General features: G+C 68.6%; 15 protein-coding genes. 7 read left to right on the top strand and 8 right to left on the bottom strand.

What is annotated here, in order from left to right; translation table 11 throughout:
* Positions 1-3 precede the first annotated feature (3 nt).
* Entirely contained in the window at positions 4-1854 is a 1851-nt protein-coding gene (locus tag DBV35_RS17875) for an ATP-binding response regulator (protein ID WP_108661655.1), read from the top strand.
* Here DBV35_RS17875 and tpiA read toward each other — a convergent pair.
* Positions 1845-2588, bottom strand: a complete 744-nt coding sequence (gene tpiA / locus DBV35_RS17870; RefSeq protein ID WP_108661654.1) for a triose-phosphate isomerase — start codon at positions 2586-2588, stop codon at positions 1845-1847. The genes DBV35_RS17875 and tpiA overlap by 10 nt on opposite strands.
* Positions 2589-2700: 112 nt before the next feature.
* Here tpiA and DBV35_RS17865 point away from each other — a divergent pair, with 112 nt between their 5' ends.
* From DBV35_RS17865 to lexA, 5 genes are all read left to right on the top strand, one after another.
* Complete coding sequence (locus DBV35_RS17865) at positions 2701-4584, top strand: peptidylprolyl isomerase (protein WP_108661653.1); 1884 nt, start codon at positions 2701-2703, stop codon at positions 4582-4584.
* A 36-nt stretch (positions 4585-4620) separates the two neighbouring features.
* A complete protein-coding gene (gene trpD / locus DBV35_RS17860) occupies positions 4621-5643 on the top strand; it encodes an anthranilate phosphoribosyltransferase (protein ID WP_108661652.1) in 1023 nt (340 codons plus the stop codon).
* Positions 5643-6914: an indole-3-glycerol phosphate synthase TrpC gene (gene trpC, locus DBV35_RS31310; protein WP_108661651.1), complete on the top strand. Its 1272-nt coding sequence runs from the start codon at positions 5643-5645 to the stop codon at positions 6912-6914. The genes trpD and trpC overlap by 1 nt, the downstream gene beginning before the upstream one ends.
* Entirely contained in the window at positions 6911-8080 is a 1170-nt protein-coding gene (locus tag DBV35_RS17850; protein ID WP_108661650.1) for a molybdopterin molybdotransferase MoeA, read from the top strand. Before trpC ends, DBV35_RS17850 begins: the two co-directional genes overlap by 4 nt.
* A gap of 146 nt (positions 8081-8226) precedes the next feature.
* On the top strand, positions 8227-8964 hold the full coding sequence (gene lexA, locus DBV35_RS17845) for a transcriptional repressor LexA (RefSeq protein WP_108661649.1): 738 nt from the start codon (positions 8227-8229) through the stop codon (positions 8962-8964).
* A 416-nt stretch (positions 8965-9380) separates the two neighbouring features.
* Here lexA and DBV35_RS17840 read toward each other — a convergent pair whose 3' ends face one another.
* From DBV35_RS17840 to parE, 6 genes are all read right to left on the bottom strand, one after another.
* On the bottom strand, positions 9381-10064 hold the full coding sequence (locus DBV35_RS17840) for a ceramidase domain-containing protein (protein WP_108661998.1): 684 nt from the start codon (positions 10062-10064) through the stop codon (positions 9381-9383).
* Between the two features lie 1143 nt (positions 10065-11207).
* Positions 11208-11564 carry a transposase gene (locus DBV35_RS17835; protein ID WP_157961829.1) on the bottom strand — a complete coding sequence of 119 codons (357 nt, stop codon included), beginning with the start codon at positions 11562-11564 and terminating at the stop codon, positions 11208-11210.
* A gap of 446 nt (positions 11565-12010) precedes the next feature.
* Positions 12011-12163: a hypothetical protein gene (locus DBV35_RS30285; RefSeq protein ID WP_157961828.1), complete on the bottom strand. Its 153-nt coding sequence runs from the start codon at positions 12161-12163 to the stop codon at positions 12011-12013.
* Positions 12164-12601: 438 nt separating this feature from the next.
* Positions 12602-14437, bottom strand: coding sequence for a tetratricopeptide repeat protein (locus tag DBV35_RS17830; RefSeq protein ID WP_170134971.1), 1836 nt, complete (start codon positions 14435-14437; stop codon positions 12602-12604).
* Position 14438: 1 nt separating this feature from the next.
* Positions 14439-15620, bottom strand: coding sequence for a radical SAM protein (locus DBV35_RS17825; protein ID WP_157961826.1), 1182 nt, complete (start codon positions 15618-15620; stop codon positions 14439-14441).
* 263 nt (positions 15621-15883) lie between these two features.
* Positions 15884-17953: a DNA topoisomerase IV subunit B gene (gene parE, locus DBV35_RS17820; protein WP_108661645.1), complete on the bottom strand. Its 2070-nt coding sequence runs from the start codon at positions 17951-17953 to the stop codon at positions 15884-15886.
* Positions 17954-18061: 108 nt separating this feature from the next.
* Here parE and DBV35_RS17815 point away from each other — a divergent pair, with 108 nt between their 5' ends.
* Positions 18062-18607 carry a thioredoxin family protein gene (locus DBV35_RS17815; RefSeq protein ID WP_108661644.1) on the top strand — a complete coding sequence of 182 codons (546 nt, stop codon included), beginning with the start codon at positions 18062-18064 and terminating at the stop codon, positions 18605-18607.
* Positions 18608-18998: 391 nt separating this feature from the next.
* Here DBV35_RS17815 and DBV35_RS17810 read toward each other — a convergent pair whose 3' ends face one another.
* Positions 18999-19349, bottom strand: coding sequence for a DUF1428 domain-containing protein (locus DBV35_RS17810; RefSeq protein ID WP_108661643.1), 351 nt, complete (start codon positions 19347-19349; stop codon positions 18999-19001).
* Between the last annotated feature and the right edge of the window lie 23 nt (positions 19350-19372).

Raw genomic sequence — 19372 nt, 5'->3', positions numbered from 1 at the left:
TCCATGGAAGCGACCGGTGAGATCTGCAACCTGCTCCTCGTCGAGGACAATCCGGCAGATGCCGCCCTCACCGAGGCGATCCTGGAGACGGCCAACTTCGTCCCCTTCGAGACGACGACGGCGGGCTCGCTGCGCAACGCGCTGTCGCTGCTGCGGCAGAACGATTTCGACGCCGTCATCCTCGACCTCAACCTGCCCGACAGCCGGGGCATCGATACGCTGATCGCCTTGCGCGAGGATTTCCCGCGCATCCCGGTGGTGGTCGTGTCGGGGGCCAATCCGCTTGGCCTGCGCGACGAGGTGCTGCGCCACGGCGCGCAGGAATATATCTGGAAGAACGAGCCGGACGCGCACTTCCTCGCCCGCTGCATCCTCTACGCGGTCGAGCGCTTCCGCGCCCAGGAGGCGCACCGCCAGGTCCGCCAGCTCATCGACGCCAACCCCGATGCCGTGATCGTCGTCGACCGCCACGGCAAGGTCCGCTACGTGAACGAGGCGGCGTCGCAGCTCTTCGCCCCCTCCGGCGATACGCTGGTCGGCGACTGGCTCGGCTTCTCGATCGAGCAGGGCACGACCTCGGAGATCGAGATCCTCGGCCACGGCCATCCGGTGACGGCGGAGATGCGCGTCGCCGACATCGAGTGGCAGGGCGAGCCGGCGATCCTCGCCTCGATCCGCGACGTCACCGAGAACCGGATCCTGTCCGACCAGCTCCGCGAGGCGCAGAAGATGGAGGCGGTCGGCATCCTCGCCGGCGGCATCGCGCACGACTTCAACAATCTCCTCGTCGTCATCATGGGCAACACCGAGTTCCTGATCGACGCGTGCGAGGAGGGGGATCCGCGGCGCGAGATGGCGCAGCGCATCGATTCGGCGGCCGAGCGCGCGCGGCACCTCACGCGCCAGCTCCTCGTCTTCTCCCGCCGCCAACCCTCGCGCCCGCTGGTGCTCGACCCGAACGACGCCGTCTTCCGCCTCTACAACATGCTGCGCCGCAGCTTCCCGAAGGACATCGAGTTCGTCTTCCTGCCGGCCGAGGAGGGGGTGTGGCCGATCTGGGCCGACCCCAACGAGCTCGACCAGATGCTGATGAACCTGATGCTGAACGCCAAGCACGCGATGCCGGACGGGGGACGCCTCCTCGTCGACATCTCGAACGCCACGCTGGAGCGGCCGAAGGGGCGGGCGCTGCCGGGCGACTATGTGCGCCTGCGCGTCACCGACGATGGAACGGGGATCGCGCCGACGAATCTGGCGCGTATCTTCGACCCCTTCTTCACGACGCGACCGGTCGGGGCGGGGAGCGGGCTCGGCCTCTCGATCTGCTACTCGATCGTGGCGCGGGCCGGGGGCGACCTCTCGGTGGAGAGCGTCCTCGGCGAGGGGTCGGTCTTCACCGTCCTGTTGCCGCGCGCCGAGGAGGCGCCGGGCGCCGAGATCAAGATCGGCGATTTCGCGACGCGCCCGCGCGGGACCGAGACGATCCTCGTCGTGGACGACGATCCCGCGGTCTCGGCGGCCGTGTGCCAGACGCTGACCTCCGCCGGATTCACCGTCCTCACCGCCTCCAACGGCGAGCAGGCGCAGCGCATCATCCTGCGGGAGGCCGACACGATCGACCTCGTGCTCAGCGACATCGTGATGCCGCAGATGAGCGGGCAGGAGCTCGCGGCCTGGCTCGACGGCGCCTATCCGCAGATGAAGCTCCTCCTGATGACCGGCTATTCGGAGAATATGGAGGCGCTCGAAAGCGTCGGGAGCGCCACGCGCGGCTATGTGCTGAAGCCGTTCATGCCGACCCAGCTCCTGCGGGCCGTGCGCGATCTCCTCGACAAGGCGGCCGATCAGCCGTGATTCGGCGCGGCGAGCGCGATGCCGAGAAAATCGTCCGCCTTGAGGCTCGCGCCGCCGACGAGGGCGCCGTCGACATTGTCCACCGCCAGGATCTCGGCCGCGTTGCCGGGCTTCACCGAGCCGCCATAGAGGATGAGGACCGGGACGGCGGGGAAGCGCGATTCGAGGAGGGCGCGGATGTGGGCGTGCATCTCGGCGATGTCGTCGATCGAGGGCGTCTTGCCGGTGCCGATCGCCCAGACGGGCTCATAGGCGAGGACGAGGCCGGCGGGGTCGAGCGTCGCGGGCAGCGACCCCTCGATCTGCCGCTTCACGACGGCGAGCGCGTCGCCCGCGTCGCGCTCGGCCTCGGTCTCGCCAACGCACACGATCGCGACGAGGCCGCCCCGCTGCGCCGCCTCGGCCTTTTTCGCGACGAGCGCGTCGGTCTCGCCATGGTCGGTGCGGCGCTCCGAATGGCCGACGATCACGTAGCGCGCGCCGCAGGCGGCGAGCATCTCGGCGGAAATGTCGCCCGTGTGGGCGCCGCTCGGGTCGGGGTGGCAATCCTGGCCGCCGACGGCGATCATCGAGACGGTCGCCCGGTCGGCGCATTTGGCGATCAGCACGGCGGGCGGGCACACGACGAGGTCGACACCTTTGGCCGCAGCCTCGGGCGCGCGGGCGATCATGCGGCCGAATTCCTCCAAGGAGGACGGGTCACCGTTCATTTTCCAGTTGCCAGCAATCAGCATCCCGTGCCCTTTCCTGCCGTGCCTTGCGAGCACACCGCCCGCTACCTATCATCCGGCGGCGTTGGCCAAGCCGGTCCGCCCCCATATCAACCACGGCAAGCCTTAGTCCATTATGCTCGAAGCACTCCGCCGCGGCGCCAAAGGGATCTTTGCGAAGATCCTCATCGCGCTTTTGATCCTGTCCTTCGCCGTCTGGGGGATCTCCGACTTCGTCAACCAGATCAACCCGTCGGAGGTTGCACGCGCCGGTGACACATCCGTCAGCGCGCAGGAATTTGCCCGCGTCTACCAGATGCAGAGCAACCGCCTGTCCCAGCAGCTCGGCACCAGCCTCACCCCGCAGCAGGCCCAGGCCTTCGGCCTCCCGCAGCAGGTCCTCCAGTCGCTCGTCACCGACGCGCTCCAGGTCGACGCGGCCCACGCGCTCGGCGTCGACCTGACCGACGAGGCGCTCGCCGAACGCATCCGCGACAATCCGGCCTTCGCCGGCGCCAACGGCGCGTTCGACCGCAACCGCTTCAACCGTCTGATGGCCGACAATGGCTATTCCGAGGCCGAGTTCATCGAAATCCAGCGCGACGCCGCCGCGCAGGAGATGTGGGTGAACGGTCTCATCGGCGGCGTCACGGCGCCGCTCCCCTATCTCGAAGCCTTCAACCGCTACGCCAACCAGACGCGCACGGTGGAATGGTTCGCGCTCGATGCCAGCGTTCTCGACGTGATCGAGGACCCGACCGAGGGCGAGCTGCGCGACTTCTATGACGGCCACAAGGGCGAGTTCCGCTCGCCCGAGCGGCGCACCTTCTCGCTCGTGCGCCTCAGCCCGGACGCGATCGCCGAGCCCGACGCCGTCAGCGCCGACGCGGTGCAGCGCGCCTATGACGTCGCCGGCGCCTACGGCAAGCCGGAGCGGCGCCAGGTGCAGCAGGTGATGCTCGACAGCATGTCTGTCGCCGAATCGGCCGCCGAGGCGCTGAACAACGGCAACGCCTTCGCCGCGATCCTGACCGAGCTCGAACGCCGCTTCGAGGATGTCGATCTCGGCTTCGTCGAGCGCGGCTCGCTGGTCGATCCGGCCGTCGCCGAGGCCGCCTTCACGCTCCCCGAGAAGGGCGCCGCGGCGGTGAACGGGCGCTTCGGCCCGGTGCTGGTGCGCGTCGGCGCGATCGAGCCGAGCGCCAAGCGCCCGCTCGAAGAAGTCGAGGCCGAGATCCGCGACACCCTCGCGCGCGAGGAGGCGACGGTCGAGATGCGCACCCTCCACGAGAATATCGAGGACGCGGTGGCCGGCGGCGCGAGCATCGCCGAGATCGCCGAGCGCTTCGACCTGCCGACCGCGACATTCGACCTCGTCGACCGTGCCGGCCGGGCTGAGGACGGCACGCAATCCGAGATCCCGATGTCCGAGCAGGTGCTGAGCGTCGCCTTCAACACCGGGATCGGTGATGATGCGGCCCCCGTCACGGGCGAGGGCGAATATGCCTGGGTCCAGGTCGACAGCGTCGTCGAGGCGGCCGAACTCCCCTTCGAGGAGGTCACCGGCGACGTGCTCGTCGCGTGGACGGCGGCCGAGCGTGCCGAGCGCCTCGGCAAGATCGCCGAGGAGGCGCTGAGCGCGGTGGAGGGCGGCACGTCGCTCGCCGATGTCGCCGCGAAATACGGGGTGAGCGTCGCGACGAGCGCCCCCTTCTCGCAGGGCCAACCCCCCGAAGGCCTGCCCCAGCCCGCGCCCGCGGCCGCCTTCGAGGGGCCGGTCGGCCACACCGCCTCGGTCATCGCCGAGGACGGGCGGCACATCATCCTCAAGGTCGCCGAGGTGTCGGAGCCGGTCTTCTTCGCCGAGGCCGCCGACCTCCAGCAGATCCGCACCACGCTGAATGACGGGATGGCGAACGGGGTGCTCTTCGACCTCGTCACCGCCTGGCAGGCGCGGGTCGGGGCCACCGTGAACCAGCCGGTTCTGCAGCAGATAATCGGCCTCTCCGAAGGCTCGTGATGGACGGCGCGAACGCAATGCGGCAAGAGGGGTCTTATGTCTGACTTGAGATCCCTCATTGCGAAGGTCGCCTCCGGTGCGCCAATGTCGCGCACCGAATCGGCGAGCGCGTTCGGCGTGCTGATGTCGGGCGAGGCGACGCCGGCCCAGATCGGCGGCCTCCTCATGGCGATGCGCGTGCGCGGGGAGACGGTCGAGGAGATCGCCGGCGCGGTCGAGGTGATGCGCGCCAAGATGACCCGCGTCACCGCGCCGGAGAACGCGATCGACATCGTCGGCACCGGCGGCGACGCCTCGGGCAGCTACAACGTGTCGACCTGCGCGGCCTTCATCGTGGCGGCGGCGGGCGTGCCGGTCGCCAAGCACGGCAACCGCGCGCTCTCCTCGAAGTCGGGCGCGGCCGACGCGCTCTCCGCGCTCGGCGTCAGGATCGACCTGTCGCCGATCGGGATCGCCGCCTGCATCGAGAAGGCGGGCATCGGCTTCATGTTCGCCCCGGCCCACCACGCGGCGATGAAGCATGTCGGCCCGGCGCGCGTGGAGCTCGGCACGCGCACGGTCTTCAACCTCCTCGGCCCGCTCTCGAACCCCGCAGGCGTGAAGCGCCAGCTCCTCGGCGTCTATGCGCGCGAGTGGGTGGAGCCGCTCGCCGAGGTGCTGGCGACGCTCGGCGCGGAGCGGACCTGGGTCGTCCACGGCTCCGACGGGCTCGACGAGATGACGACGACCGGCACGACCTATGTCGCCGCCGTGGAGGAGGGCGCGGTGCGCACCTTCACCGTCGATCCGGGCGATGTGGGCCTCCCCATCTCCAAGCCGGAAGACCTCATCGGCGCCGACGCGGAGCACAACGCCGCCGCGTTGCGCGATGTCCTCGCCGGCAAGAAGAGCGCCTATCGCGACATCGCCTGCCTCAACGCCGCCGGCGCGCTCGTCGTCGCCGAGAAGGTCGAGACGCTCGGCGAGGGCGTAACGCTGGCGGAGGCGCTGCTCGACGATGGGAGCGCCGCCCAGCGCCTCAAGTCGCTCGTCGCCGTCTCCCAGGCGGTGGCCCCCTGATGGACACCGCGCCGCCCGACATCCTCGCCAAGATCGAGGCCTACAAGCGCGAGGAGATCCGCGCCGCCCGTCTCGTCGAGGACGCGGCGCAGTGGCGTCACCGGGCCGAGGCCGCCGCGCCCGCCCGCGATTTCGTCGCGGCGCTGCGCAACGCGACGCAGCAGGGCCGCCCCGGCCTCATCGCCGAGATCAAGAAGGCGAGCCCGTCGAAGGGCCTGATCCGCGCCGATTTCGACCCGCCGGCCCTCGCGCGCGCCTACGCCGATGGCGGGGCGACGTGCCTCTCCGTCCTCACCGACGCGCCGTCCTTCCAGGGCAGCCCCGACTATCTCGCCGCCGCGCGCTCGGCCGTCTCGCTGCCGGTCCTGCGCAAGGACTTCCTCTATGTGCGCGAGCAGGTGTGGCAGTCGCGCGTCTGGGGTGCGGACTGCATCCTCGTCATCATGACCGCCGTCGACGACGAGACCGCCTACACCCTCGTCGAGACCGCGCGCGATGTCGGCATGGCCGCGCTTCTCGAGGTGCATGACGAGCGCGACATGGAGCGGGCGCTGAAGCTCGGCTCGCCGCTCATCGGCGTCAACAACCGTGACCTGCGCACGTTCCGCACCGACATCGCCGTCACCGAGCGCCTTGCCCCGATGGTGCCGGACGGCGCGATCCTCATCTCCGAATCGGGCATCGCCTCGAACGCCGACGTGCAGCGCCTCCAGGGCTCCGGCGCGCGGGCCTTCCTCGTCGGCGAGAGCCTCATGCGCCAGGAGGACGTGACGGCCGCGACGCGCGCGCTCCTCGGCACGCTGCTGACCCATCTCGACGTGCGGGGCGCGGCCCACATGGTAGATGTCGGCGCCAAGGCGGACACCGGGCGCGAGGCGCTGGCGGAGGGGTTCGTGACGATGGACGCCGGGACCCTTGCCGCGATCGAGGCGGGCAACATCAAGAAGGGCGACGTCGTCGGCGTCGCGCGGATCGCCGGCATCATGGCCGCCAAGCGCACCGCCGACATCATCCCGCTCTGCCACCCGATCCCGATCGACGGGGTGAGCGTGGAGCTGACCCCGGTCTCGACGCTCCCCGGCTACCGCGTCACCGCGCGGGCGAAGACGCACGGCAAGACCGGCGTCGAGATGGAGGCGCTGACCGCCGTGAGCGCGGCCTGCCTCACCCTCTACGACATGGCGAAGGCCATCGACCGCGGCATGACGATCGGCCCGATCCGGCTTCTGGAGAAGTCGGGCGGCCGGTCGGGAGACTGGCGCGCCCCATGATCAGCGTCGACGAGGCGCGCGCGCGGCTTCTCGCGGCGGCGCCGGTCCTGGAGACCGAGAGCGTTCCGCTCGCCGAGGCGTGCGGGCGTGTCCTGCGCGCGCCGGTGGTCGCGGAACGGACGCAGCCGCCTTTCTCCTCCTCCGCCATGGACGGGTACGCGGTCCGCGCGGCCGAGATCGCGGCCGGCCCCGTGCGCGTCGTCGGCCAATCGGCGGCGGGGCGGCGCTATGGCGCGCCGCTCGGCGCGGGCGAGGCGGTGCGCATCTTCACCGGCGCACCCGTGCCGGACGAGGCCGACAGCGTTCTCATCCAGGAGGACGCCGTCGTCGAGGGCGACAGGCTGTCGACCGCCGAGCGCGTCTCCCCCGGCGACAATATCCGCCGCATGGGCCTCGATTTTGCCGCGGGCGAGACGCTGTTCCCCGCCGGCACGCGGCTCCAGCCGCGCCATCTGGCGCTCGCCGGGGCAGGGGGACACGCGACCCTCACGGTCGGCCGTCGCCCGAAGATCGCCTTCCTCGCGACGGGGGACGAACTCGTCCCGCCCGGCTCTCCGACCGGTCCCGACCAGATCGTCGCCTCCGTCACGCCGACGCTCGCCGCGATGGTGGCGTCCGTGGGCGGGGAGAGCATCGATCTCGGCATCGCGCCCGACATTCAAGCCGAGATCGCGCGCCGCGCGCGCGAGGCGCTGGACCGGGCCGACATCCTCGTCACCCTCGGCGGCGCCTCGGTCGGCGACCATGATCTCGTGAAGCCCGCGCTCGGCGATCTCGGCATCGGCCTCGATTTCTGGCGCGTCGCGGTGCGTCCCGGCAAGCCGCTGATGTTCGCCTCCGACCCGCTGGTGCTCGGCCTGCCGGGCAATCCGGTCTCGGGCGTCGTCTGCGCGGTGCTCTTTCTCCTCCCCCTCATCGAGGCGATGCAGGGTGCCGCGTCACCCGGTCCGCGCGTCGAGACGGGGGTCCTCGGCGCGGCGGTCGGCCAGAACGGCCCGCGCCGCGACCACATGCGCGCACGGCTCGACGGCGGACGAATCATCCCGTTTGACGTGCAGGATTCGTCCATGCTGTCGATCCTGTCGCACGCCGACGCGCTGCTCGTGCGCGAGCCGCACGCCCCCCCGGCCGAACTTGGCGAGCCCTGTCAGTACATTCGCCTGTAGCGCCTGCCTGAGACACTCTATGTTCCGGTTTGCCGTGGGTTGTAGAACACACGACGAACGTGTATAAAGTGTTCACCGATTCGTCGGAAACGATTCGCTAACATGACGGCGCGGCGCACACGCCCTGCGGAGACCGGAAGTCGCATATGCTGACCAAGAAGCAATACGATCTCCTGATGTTCATCCATCAGCGGATGAGCGCCACGGGCGTCCCCCCCTCGTTCGAGGAGATGAAGGACGCGCTGGACCTCAAGTCGAAGTCCGGCATCCACCGCCTCATCACCGCGCTGGAAGAGCGCGGCTTTATCCGCCGCCTGCCGAACCGGGCCCGCGCGCTCGAGGTGCTGCGCCTGCCCGACTCGGTCGGCGCACAGCCCGCCCCGCCGCCCCGCCTCAAGGGCTTCTCGCCGTCGGTGATCGAGGGGTCGAACCACCCCCCGCGCGAACCCGTCACGCCGAGCTTCAAGCGCCCCCCGCTGCGCCCGGTCACCGCCGCGCAGGACATTGTGGACGTCCCGATGATGGGCCGCATCGCCGCCGGCGTGCCGATCGAGGCGATCCAGCAGAAGAGCCACGCGATCCACCTCCCGGCCGACATGCTGGGCCCTGGCGAGCATTTCGCGCTGGAGGTCCGCGGCGACTCGATGGTCGATGTCGGCATCCTCGACGGGGACACGGTGGTCATCAAGCGGACCGACCGCGCCGAGACGGGCGAGATCGTGGTCGCCCTGATCGACGACGAGGAGGCGACGCTGAAGCGCCTGCGCAAGCGCGGCAACACGATCGCGCTGGAGGCGGCCAACCCGCAATACGAGACCCGGATCTTCGGCGCCGACCGCGTCCGCATCCAGGGCCGCCTGACGGCCCTGCTGCGCCACTACTGACGGGGCGCTGCCGCGGCGGCGTCACCTAGGGCATTCCGGCGCGGCGCCTCCGCAATCTTGCCGGAGCCCTGACCGTGCGCCGGTCATCCCTCCGCTTCTTAGACGGCCCGGACAGTGCTGGCGCTTCTGCCTCTCGCGCGGACGCGGTCGCGGCGCTGCCGTCGCGGGGCTTCCGGCGCTGGTGCCGTTATCCTGACGCTGCGGCGATGCACCTGCCGCGCACGCTCGTGCCGCATGGCACTGCGGCCGCAGCATCTACGGTGCTGCCGCGGCGCTCCCGACGGCGGTACGGGGATCTCCACCGCCCCGCGCTGGCGCTGTTGCGGCGGGACGGATGGCTTACCGCGGTGCTTCAGGCGATCCGCCTGTGATTTCCGACCCGGCGCGGCGACGTGCTCCCGGGCTCCTCGCACGGGTCAGCCCGCGACGCCCTCGCGTCCACGCAAGCGCCCAAACCGCGCCATCGCGATCATCAGATAGCCGAGGAGCACGCCGTTCAGCGTGTGCCACAGGAAGTGGGTGCCGCGTGGGAAGGTGGGGCAGACGGCCATGTCCACCGTGCGGAAGGTGAGGGAGAGGGCGAAGATGCACCCGGCGATCATCAGCGCGGTCCCGGCCGATTTGTGGACGGTGGCGCGGATCGCAAACCCCACCACGAAGAGCGCGGCGAGTGGCGGCAGATAACCCTCCGACCCGTTGAGGACCGGCCCGAGGACCGGGTCGAGCACCCGTCCGCCCACGATGGAGAATGCCACGAAGCCGACCGTCGCGAGCCCCGCGCCCCACCACGCCATCCCCGCGAACCGTCGCACCGCAAGGACGAAATAGGCGAGGATGAAGAGCTGGATTGGGATGACGTCGGCCATCACCGCCCACCGTGTCGCAAAGGTGTGAAACAGGAACGACCCGACCCCGACGAGCGCGGTGATGGTGATCAGCACCCAGATCGCCGGGTCGAGCCGCCCCCGCCGGTGCGCGACGACGATCGCGATGATCGCCGCGATCACGAACGCCGCATTGGTCACCGCATTCCAGGGCTCCGCCCAGAATTCCGGCCCGAGCCGCTCGCAATAATTGTCGATCGCCTCGTTCCAGTTCACAGCCCCGACCTCCAACGCCTCACGCGATCAATCCGCCCGCCCACGCACCCATCGAGCCGTGCCGCCGCCCCGACACGCGACCCCGATCCGCAGGGACGACCCGGCCATTCTTTCCCCGGCCCCGACCCGCCGCCCTCCCTCATATCGTCGCGGCCCGACCCGCGGCAGACGGCGGCGCGCGAGTGAGGGGAAGCGAGGCACCCGCAATGGCGGGCCTTGCCATCGTATGAGGACGGATTCGGGCGTTCCGAGCAGGCTGGAGGAAGGTCTGCGATCGTCCGCACTTGGAGATCCGGGCTCGCCATGCGGCGCGGTCGATTGGGCCGCGTTCGCGGGCGATTGGCAAGGCGTCGCACGCACGCAAATGCGGGTCCGATCGCCCCAGCCGCGGTCGGTTCATCAACCGCCCTTCGCGTCGCCCCCTGGGTGTACTTTGCCAGTGAGAGCGGCACGTCATCTGCCGTCTGTCTGCGGCCTCGGCCATTCGATCATCGATACCCCGCGTAGGGTCGGCGGAAAGTCTATGCTCGGCGACGCGGTCAACGGGCCCACCCGATAGTTAGGTCGGATCGCCCCAGCCGGGCTCGGGTTCTCAATCGCACTTCGCGTCGGACCAGAGGCGAGGTTTGCGATAGAGCGACACTTCGTCTGCCGTCTGTCACCGGCCCCGGCCATTCGATCAACGGATCCCCACATAGGGTCGACGGACATTCCATGCCCGCCAACGGGGTTGGAGCGGGCGGCACCTCCGAGATCGCCCTCAGAATGTCGAGCATGACGGAGTTCGCGTCAGGCGCTCTGCCGGACGCATCTACCGCGCGCCGGTCGAGCATTGGTCGGATCGAGGACGACGACCAGATAAATCCCACTATTGGCTCAGAATGAGCCGCCCGCTTTGTCCGTCGAGTGAGGTCGTCGAAAACGAGCCGGTCGGGCAGGTCGGGTTGGACAGCCACGAGCAGATGACAGGTTGTCGGTGGGATCACCTGGACGCGCTGTCGGCCGTCCAGATGTCACGATATGCCAGCCCGCGCGCGAGATGCGGCGAGCCGTTTCGGACGCCGCGGGTGAAGCTCTGCGCTGAATGCGGATGGTTGCCCAATGGGATCGTTGCCGGCGTGTTGGGGCAACTGTGTTGTCGGGTCATGTCGCGATCGGCTTCCCGTTGCGCTCCATCGCGTGGTGGGTGACAAGACGTTGGCGGGCGAGGGCGATGAGGATGGTCTTCGCGCCTGGCCCTCCGGGCGCATCCGGTCGCGCATTGCAAAGAGGCTCGGAATCCGTCGCGACGCCGTGATGGCTGCGATGGAGAGCGCCTCGCGAACCTTGCTGCGACCGCCCCCGATGCGACGGGTGCCCGCGCCAGGTGCCGCTCTCCCGGACGTGCGGTGCAAGCCCGGCGGACGAGGCGATGCGACGGCGATCGAGCGCGCCGAACTCCGGACGTTCGCCGAGAAGAGTGGCGTGGACCGTCGGGTCGATGCCGGGGACGGTGCGCATGAGCCGGGCTTGTGAGAAGAGTGTCCCATCCTCGTCCATGAGGCGTGCCATGGCGCGCGAGTTCGGCGACGTGGCGGGTGAGGCGCTTGATCATCGCCATCATCTCGCCAGCGATCTCACCTGCCCGACGTTGTGGTGGCGGGGTGTCCCGGCCTTGCGGATATCGACCAGCGGCCCCCGACGCCTGAGGAAATCGGAGAGACGGGCGCCCGCTGGAGATATTGGTATCGTGATCGCGAGGCCGAAAACCGAGCTCATCTGTGCCAGTACCCGGGTATCCACCCGATCGGTCTTGGCGAGGGTGCCAGTGGCCCGTGCGAAGTCGCGGGCCTGTTGCGGAATGGTCCGAGAAGGCGAGACCGCGCTCGGTCAGAGTGGCGATGCGCGGCCCGTCGCAGTCGCTGGCCGCTTCGAATACGACGAGGGCATCGGGTTCGAGAGATGACCTAAGCGATCGCCTCAAGGGCGTTCGCCACCTTCGACGAGGTGGCGGTCGTCCGGCTGAGGAGGTCGAGGACGACGCGCGAGAGGTCGCAGCCGATGACGGTGTGCGACGTGGTGTGGATCCCGTCCACGTCCTGCGGGGCCGGCAGTCTCAAGCAACTGTTAAGGGCTCAAAAGCGAGGCGGACGGGACCCATGCTCCCTAACCGGCGGTGACTCTCGGGGAGAGGCCGTCATCTGCGGCTCCGCGGCGGCCACCTCGGCAACAAGCAGAGGGAGGTCGGCCACGAGCAAGCGGCTGCCGGCTGCCCGTCGTGGGCTCGTGGCAGGTGAGCGACGCACTCGTCGGGGACGGAACGCGCCGGCGTCTCGGTGAGGAAAGAGGGGGCTGCCACGGCGACGCACCGTCCGCGATGCGCTCCGGGATGGTGCAGGCGCGGGCTGCACGGCGAGTTGGCGGCCTCGGCACGCACCGCCCACAGTCCGCGGTGCCACCGCACGGCCCGGCTGGACGCCTGGTTACCGGCCGCGCCGCCCCATCGACCCGCGCCAGGGAGACCCCGATCCGGCCCGGGGGCCGGATCGGGAAAGGCGTCAGCTTGCGAGGGCGTCCGACAGGAACTCGTCCACCACGCGGGTGAACTGGCCGGTGCGCTCCAGGTAGCCGGCGGAGGCGTGGTTGTCGTGCGGCCAGGGTGTGTTGACCACGTTCGACAGGTACGCCGAGCGTTCCGCGCTCGCGACGTCGGCGACGCTGCCCGAGCCGTAGTGGTTGTGCACCACGAAGTCCGGGCGCTGCTCCAGCATCGGGGCGAGGTCGAGGTCCGGGTCCGGGATGATGCTGCGCAGGTAGCTGAGGTGCGCGCGGCCGCGATCGTCCGGCAGATCCTCGAGGCGCGGGATGCGCGTGCCGCCCGAGAAGGAGAGGGCGCCGAGCCCGCCGGTCTCCAGGCCATAGAGGATCGCCGTGTAGCCCGCGAGCGACTCGCCGACCGCGAGGTGATTCTTGTAGCCCTGCGCGAGGATCAGCTCGTGCAGCGCCTTGTTGAACTGGGTGCGGGCGGGGAAGAACGGATCGATGCCGCCGAGCGCGGAGAGGCGCCGCGGGTCGTCGACCGTCACCACCGACACGCCACGCTCGCGCCAGATGTCGATGATGGTGCGCCGGCGCGTCTCGGCGCGCAGGAAGCCCACGAACGGCCACACCACGCAGGTGTCGCCGGCCGTCTTGTAAAGGCGCACCGCCCCGTCGAAGAAGGTCATGTCGGGCGGCATGTCGTCGATCACGCCGAGCCGCTTCGCCCGCGAGGGGGAGACGAGGCGCGACAGGATCGCCTGCTGCTCCATGGTGAGGCTCGCCTGGTTCTCCGCGAGCATCTCGTAGTAGCGGTCGGCCCGCTCCTGCGACCCGGTCTTCAGCGCGGTGATCGCGGCCTCGAGCGCGACCTCGCGGCGCTGCTTCACGTCGCTCGATTCCTCGAGGATCACGTCGAACGCGGCGAGCGCCTCGTCGATGTCGCCGATATTGGACAGGTTCGTCGCAAGGCCGAAGCGCAGGCGCTGGTCGCCCGGATTGGCCGCGAGCGCCTCCTGCATCGCCGTGATCGCCGCCCGCGGGTCGCCGTCGCTCGTGAGGTCGGCGTGGAGGGCGATGAGGTGCGGGTTGGTGATCGACTCGTTCTTGGCGAGATAGTCGAGGTGCTTGGTCAGCGTCGTGCGGTCGGTGTCGGCGCGCTGGAAGGCGTACGACACATAGTAGGTGCGCAGCCGCACCGCGGTCGGGTCGCGGTCGAGGAGGAGGTCCACGATCGAGCGCAGCGCCGCGTCGTCGCCGCGGTTGGCGATGGCGGCGATCTCCTGGAAGCAGATCGTCTGCACCGGCTGGCTGAACGGCGTCTCGAAGGCGGCGATGTCGGCCTTCAGCGTCTCGGTGTCGGCGCCGGCGTTGATGTGCGCGCTGAGGCGGAGCGCCTTGGCCCGCTCCAGGTCGACCGTCTCGCCGTCCTCGCCGTGCTGAACCGCGGCGTCGAGATCGGCGATCGCGTCGTCGGTGCGGCCTTCCGCGATCGCGAACTGCGCCCGGCGCAGCCGCGCCCGTCCCCGGAAGGTGGGGTCGTTCGCCGTGATGATGTCGTCGACCGCCGACTTCACACGGGCCTCGTCGGTCTCCGTCTGGGCGGCGAGGAAGGCGAGTGTCGCGTTCTCGGGGAAGAGGGCGCGCCCGTCGCGCAGCGTCGCGAGCGCCTCATCGTCCCGGCCGAGCTGACGCAGCGACTGCGTCGTCACCCGGTAGGCCTCGGGCGCATGGACGCGACGCGCCTCGAACGCCTTTACGACGCCCGCGAAATCACGCGCGCGCCACGAATTGAACAGGGCTTGCCGCGGGGTCAGACCCGACTTCGGCGCATCCTCTTGGGAACCGTCCTCCACGTCAGGCTTCGGCGTAGACGGACTCTGGTCGGCTTGCATACTCACCAGCCATCTCTTCTTTCTGATGATCGTAGATGAAAATCCGAGCGAGCGTGTTCATCGCCTCGATCCAGTCTTTGAGACCGTCGACGGTCTGAACGAGCTCCGCAGGGGGTGCGAGGAGGGTGGACCACCCGGCACCATAGATGCGGCACTCGCTACAATCCACGTCCGGCGTACAGCACTTGACGTTCTGTTTCTGCAAGTCCGGGCTGTAATAGCCCGAAAAGCCGGTCTCGGTGCCCTTGAGGCGGTTGCGGCAGCCTTCCGCGAGGCCCGTCTCCGGGTCGAGCTCGAACATCCGCCTGCCGCTGGTCGCGAGGCGGTTGTAGGCCTCGCAATAGATGACCGTGTCCGGGAAGTCGGCAAGCAGCTCTGACGCCGTATCACGGATGTTCATGAGGTCATCCGTGCTCATCAACATGTTGCTCTCCGCATCGCTGATGCGGAAGAACTTCTTGTCGTTCGGCATGAACTGCCGAAGCTTGTCGAGATAGGTGGTGGTCGGCGAGAAAATGTTGAACGTGATGGGCAGGCCGGCATCGGCGCACATCTCAGTGATCTGCCGCGCGTGCTTCACGTTGTACGGATTGAACGTGAAGAGGGCGAGGGCGCGCGGGTCGCCGGCATAATTCTTCAGCGCCTTGCGGAAGACGGCGCCGCCGCGGAGTTTCTTGTCGGTCGCCTCGTCGCCCCAGATGGAGATCTGGATGCGGAAGGGGACCTCGTTGGGGATCTTCTTCGTGCCGTTGGTGCCGACATTGCCGTGCGGGATATATTTCGCACCGGCGACCAGGCGCTTGGGCTCCATCGACGGCTCGGCGCCGAGGAAGTAGCCCATCGTCACGCCGCGATCGCGCTCGCCGCGAAAGAAATCTTCCCAGCGCGCGATGTCGTTCTGTTCGGGCAGGTCGCGGGGCTTGTCGCCCTCGAAATAATAGCAACCCTCGCAGAAGAGGTTGCAGCGCTGGGTGACTTCGTAAAAGGCGCTGTTTGCGAAGGTCCGCGGGACAGCTTTCGCCTTGTCGAAGGCGGGCTTCAGCTCGGGGTGTTCCTTGAGATGCCGGATCACCGATCCCATGGCAGCGCGGTAGTCGTAAACAGCGGGAAACACGAACGGTTTGGCGTCAGGCGAACTAGCCATGGGTCACATTCAGCCTTTTGCAAATTTTCACAACCTGCGTGTATCAAGCAATGCACTTGCCCTCAAGGTCAACGCTGAAATTCGGAAACATGTGGCGACCGAATGTCATGATTGGCCAACAATCATACAGATTGGCGGGGCAAATTGATTTCGATCAAAATTCCTTCCAAGTCAGGCGCTTGGCTGGTCGGCGCGGGTTCAAACCCGCGCTTGATATAGTGGGTGCCTTTTACTGACACTCAGAAACAGAGTGGATGCCTACCTTAGATATCGAGCGCGTCGGCGGAAGCGAAGGCCGCATTTTCCTGAATGAATGCGAATCGTGCTTCTGGTTTGTTTCCCATCAGGCGTTCGATGGTGGTGCGGGTGACGTCTGGCTCGGAGGCGATCACGACGCGCAGGAGCGTGCGGGTCGCCGGGTCCATCGTCGTCTCCTTCAACTGCGCCGGCATCATCTCGCCGAGGCCCTTGAAGCGGCCGATCTCCATCTTCTTCTCGCGGTTGAACTCCGTCGCCAGGAGCTGCTCGCGGTGCGCATCGTCCCGTGCGTAGAGCGTCTTGGTGCCCTGGGTGAGCTTGTAGAGGGGCGGGACGGCGAGGAAGAGGTGGCCGGACTCGATGAGGCCCGGCATCTCGCGGAAGAAGAAGGTGATGAGGAGCGAGGCGATATGCGCGCCGTCGACGTCGGCGTCGGTCATGATGATGACGCGCTCATAGCGGAGCTTGCCGACATCGAACTCCTTGCGCACGCCGCACCCGAGGGCGAGCACGAGGTCGGAGAGCTGCTGGTTCGCCATCACCTTGTCGCGCCCGGCATTGGCGACGTTGAGGATCTTGCCGCGCAGCGGCAGCACGGCCTGGGTCGCGCGGGCGCGGGCCTGCTTCGCAGAGCCGCCGGCCGAGTCGCCCTCAACGATGAAGATCTCGGTGCCGCCCGGCTGGGACTGGGTGCAGTCGGCGAGCTTGCCGGGCAGGCGCGTCTTGCGCGTCGCGGACCGGCGGGCGACGTCCTTCTCCGCGCGGCGGCGCAGGCGCTCGTCGCACTTGTCGACAATCGCGTCGATGACGAGGCCGGCGCGCGCCGGATCCTGGGCGAGCCACTCCTCGAAGCTTTCCCGCAGCGCTCCCTCCACCTGGCGCGTCGCCTCGGTGGTGGAGAGCTTGTCCTTGGTCTGGCCGACGAATTCGGGCTCACGCACGAAGACGGAGAGGACGGCGGCGGCCGTCGCCATCACGTCGTCGGCGGTGACCTGGGCGATCTTCTTGTTGCCGATGCGCTCGCCGTGGGCCTTCACCGCCTTGTAGAGGGCGCTGCGCAGCCCCTGCTCGTGGGTGCCGCCCTCTGGCGTCGGGATCGTGTTGCAGTAGGAGCGGGTGAACTCGTCGACCGGCACGAAGCCGACCGCCCACTCGACCGCCCCGCGGCGGCCCGCCTCGCCGGCGCGGCCGGCGAAGATCGCGTCCGTCACCTTCGGGCGGCCGGAGATCTCGCTCGTCAGGAAGTCGGCGAGGCCGCCGGGGAAGCGGAAGGTCGCTTCGGCGGGCGGCGCGTTCTCGCCGGTGAGGAGGGCGGGGTCGGCGCGCCAGCGCAGCTCGACATTGGCGAAGAGATAGGCCTTCGCGCGCGTCTGGGCGAAGAGGCGCTTCGGATCGAACTTCAGGTCCTTGAAGATCAGCGGGTCGGGCCGGAAGGAGGTGGTCGTGCCGCGCCGGTTCGGCGCCGCGCCCACTTCCTCGAGCGGCCCGTCGGGGATGCCGCGGCAGAAGCTCTGGCGGTAGAGCTTGCGCCCGCGCGCGACCTCGACGACGAGCTCCTCCGACAGCGCGTTGACGACGGAGACGCCGACACCGTGGAGGCCGCCAGAGGCCTCGTAGGCCTTGGAATCGAACTTACCGCCCGCGTGGAGCGTCGTCATGATGACTTCGAGGGCGGACTTGTCCGGAAAGCGCGGGTGCGGCTCGACCGGGATGCCGCGCCCGTTGTCGATCACGGTGATGCGGCCTTCCTCGAAGCGGACCTCGATGAAGGAGGCGTGGCCGGCGACCGCCTCGTCCATCGAGTTGTCGAGGACTTCGGCGAAGAGGTGGTGGAGCGCGCGCTGGTCGGTGCCGCCGATATACATGCCCGGCCTGCGGCGGACGGGCTCCAGCCCCTCGAGAACCTCGATGTCGGCGGCGGTGTAGCCCGCCTCGCCGGAATCGTGCGGGCCTGGTGTGGGGGCGACGGCGGCGCGTGCGTTGGCTCGGGACTGCTTCGACTGGGGCCGCGACTGGCGCGTGTCGGCCTTGCGGCCGGGCTCGTGACGGTCGCTGAAGAGATCCTTGTCTGCCATTCTCACCCTCGCACTGATCATTGCTAAGTACAGTGTCGATGCCCCAAATGCGACGGCCTTGGGTCAATTGACCCCAGAAACGGCCGCGACCTGAGGAGAACTCATCCCATGTCGTCTTCCGAAACCGGCCTTGGCGCCTCCGCGCCCGACTTCACGCTCCCCGCGGTGGACGGGCGCGAGATCTCCCTCTCGGACGTGATGGGGGAGAACGGGGTCGTCGTCGCCTTCATCTGCAACCATTGTCCCTACGTCGTGTCGGCCATCCGCCGCGTCGTCGCCGATGCGGCGGCCCTTGCCGACGAGGGTGTCGGCTTCGTCGCGATCTGCGCAAACGATGCACTACAGGTGCCGCAGGATTCCTTCGATCGGATGAAGGTCTTCGCCGAAAGCTACGACCTGCCTTTCCCCTATCTGCAGGACGAGAGCCAGGTGGTGGCGCGCGCCTATGACGCCCGCGTCACGCCCGAATTCTTCGGGCTCGACCACGCGGGCCGGATTCTTTACCGCGGCCGGCTCGACGAGGGGGGAACGGGGCACCTGCGCCAGGATGCGCCGCGTGAGCTGCTCGAGGCCATGCGCGCCATTGCGGACGAGGGGGAGGGGCCGGCGGTGCAGCATCCCGCGGCGGGATGCACGATCAAGTGGAGGAGATGATCGTCCTATTTCGGGCGGCGTCGCGGCGCCGCCCACGAAAAGGCGCCGAACGAAGGAGGGCAATCCTTCGTCCGGCGCGCGAGGCAATCCCCCGGGTGGGCGACCCTACCGATCGCTCTCCGCAAGAGGAGGCATTTCTGCCAGAGATGCCCTTAGGATTTGGGCTTCTGGTTGCTCTGCGGAGACGGCTTCTTCGGCGGGTTGGTCTTCTGAGGTTTGCCAGCCATTGGCGTTGTCCTAGCGCGGAAGTGGTCCGCGGACTTCACGGCGGGGATCGCCGTGAAGTAGGAAAATTGTACGCCTCGATGCGCTCGGCAAGAGGAAAATGCGGCTGTTACGGAATGTGATCGGACGGGGTGCGGGGCAGGACCCCGACGCCCCGCCGGCGGCCCTATTCCTCGACGATCGCCTGGAAGCCGCCGAACACCATCCGCTTCCCGTCGAAGGGCATTTCGGGCATCTCGCCGGCCTCGAAATCCTCCATCGAGGCCTTCATCCCCTTGTCGCGCGTCGCCTTGTCCGGCCACGTGATCCAGGAGAAGACGACCGTCTCGTCGTCCTTGCGCTTGACCGCCATCGTGAAGGACGTGACCTCGCCCTCCGGCACGTCGTCGCCCCAGGCCTCGACGACGCTGAGCGCGCCGTGCTTCTTGAAGATCTTGGCGGCCTTCTGGGCGACCGCGAGATAGGCCTCGCGCTTGGCCGTCGGCACCGGCACGAGGAAACCATCAACATAGTTCATGAGCGTCTCTCCTTGGGTGATCC

This window comes from Acuticoccus kandeliae (genome assembly GCF_003073115.1).
The sequence above is the reverse complement of the archived record's forward strand: the minus strand, read 5'-3'. Positions and strand labels throughout refer to the sequence as shown.

Excerpts from the sequence above, each read along its gene's own strand:
- DBV35_RS17815 (WP_108661644.1), top strand. The coding sequence starts at position 18,062 with ATGTCGTCTTCCGAAACCGGCCTTGGCGCCTCCGCGCCCGACTTCACG.
- trpD (WP_108661652.1), top strand. The coding sequence starts at position 4,621 with ATGTCTGACTTGAGATCCCTCATTGCGAAGGTCGCCTCCGGTGCGCCA.
- DBV35_RS17810 (WP_108661643.1), bottom strand. The coding sequence starts at position 19,349 with ATGAACTATGTTGATGGTTTCCTCGTGCCGGTGCCGACGGCCAAGCGC.
- DBV35_RS17865 (WP_108661653.1), top strand. The coding sequence starts at position 2,701 with ATGCTCGAAGCACTCCGCCGCGGCGCCAAAGGGATCTTTGCGAAGATC.
- DBV35_RS17875 (WP_108661655.1), top strand. The coding sequence starts at position 4 with ATGGAAGCGACCGGTGAGATCTGCAACCTGCTCCTCGTCGAGGACAAT.
- lexA (WP_108661649.1), top strand. The coding sequence starts at position 8,227 with ATGCTGACCAAGAAGCAATACGATCTCCTGATGTTCATCCATCAGCGG.
- DBV35_RS17850 (WP_108661650.1), top strand. The coding sequence starts at position 6,911 with ATGATCAGCGTCGACGAGGCGCGCGCGCGGCTTCTCGCGGCGGCGCCG.
- DBV35_RS17835 (WP_157961829.1), bottom strand. The coding sequence starts at position 11,564 with ATGCGCACCGTCCCCGGCATCGACCCGACGGTCCACGCCACTCTTCTC.
- trpC (WP_108661651.1), top strand. The coding sequence starts at position 5,643 with ATGGACACCGCGCCGCCCGACATCCTCGCCAAGATCGAGGCCTACAAG.
- tpiA (WP_108661654.1), bottom strand. The coding sequence starts at position 2,588 with ATGCTGATTGCTGGCAACTGGAAAATGAACGGTGACCCGTCCTCCTTG.
- parE (WP_108661645.1), bottom strand. The coding sequence starts at position 17,953 with ATGGCAGACAAGGATCTCTTCAGCGACCGTCACGAGCCCGGCCGCAAG.
- DBV35_RS17825 (WP_157961826.1), bottom strand. The coding sequence starts at position 15,620 with ATGGCTAGTTCGCCTGACGCCAAACCGTTCGTGTTTCCCGCTGTTTAC.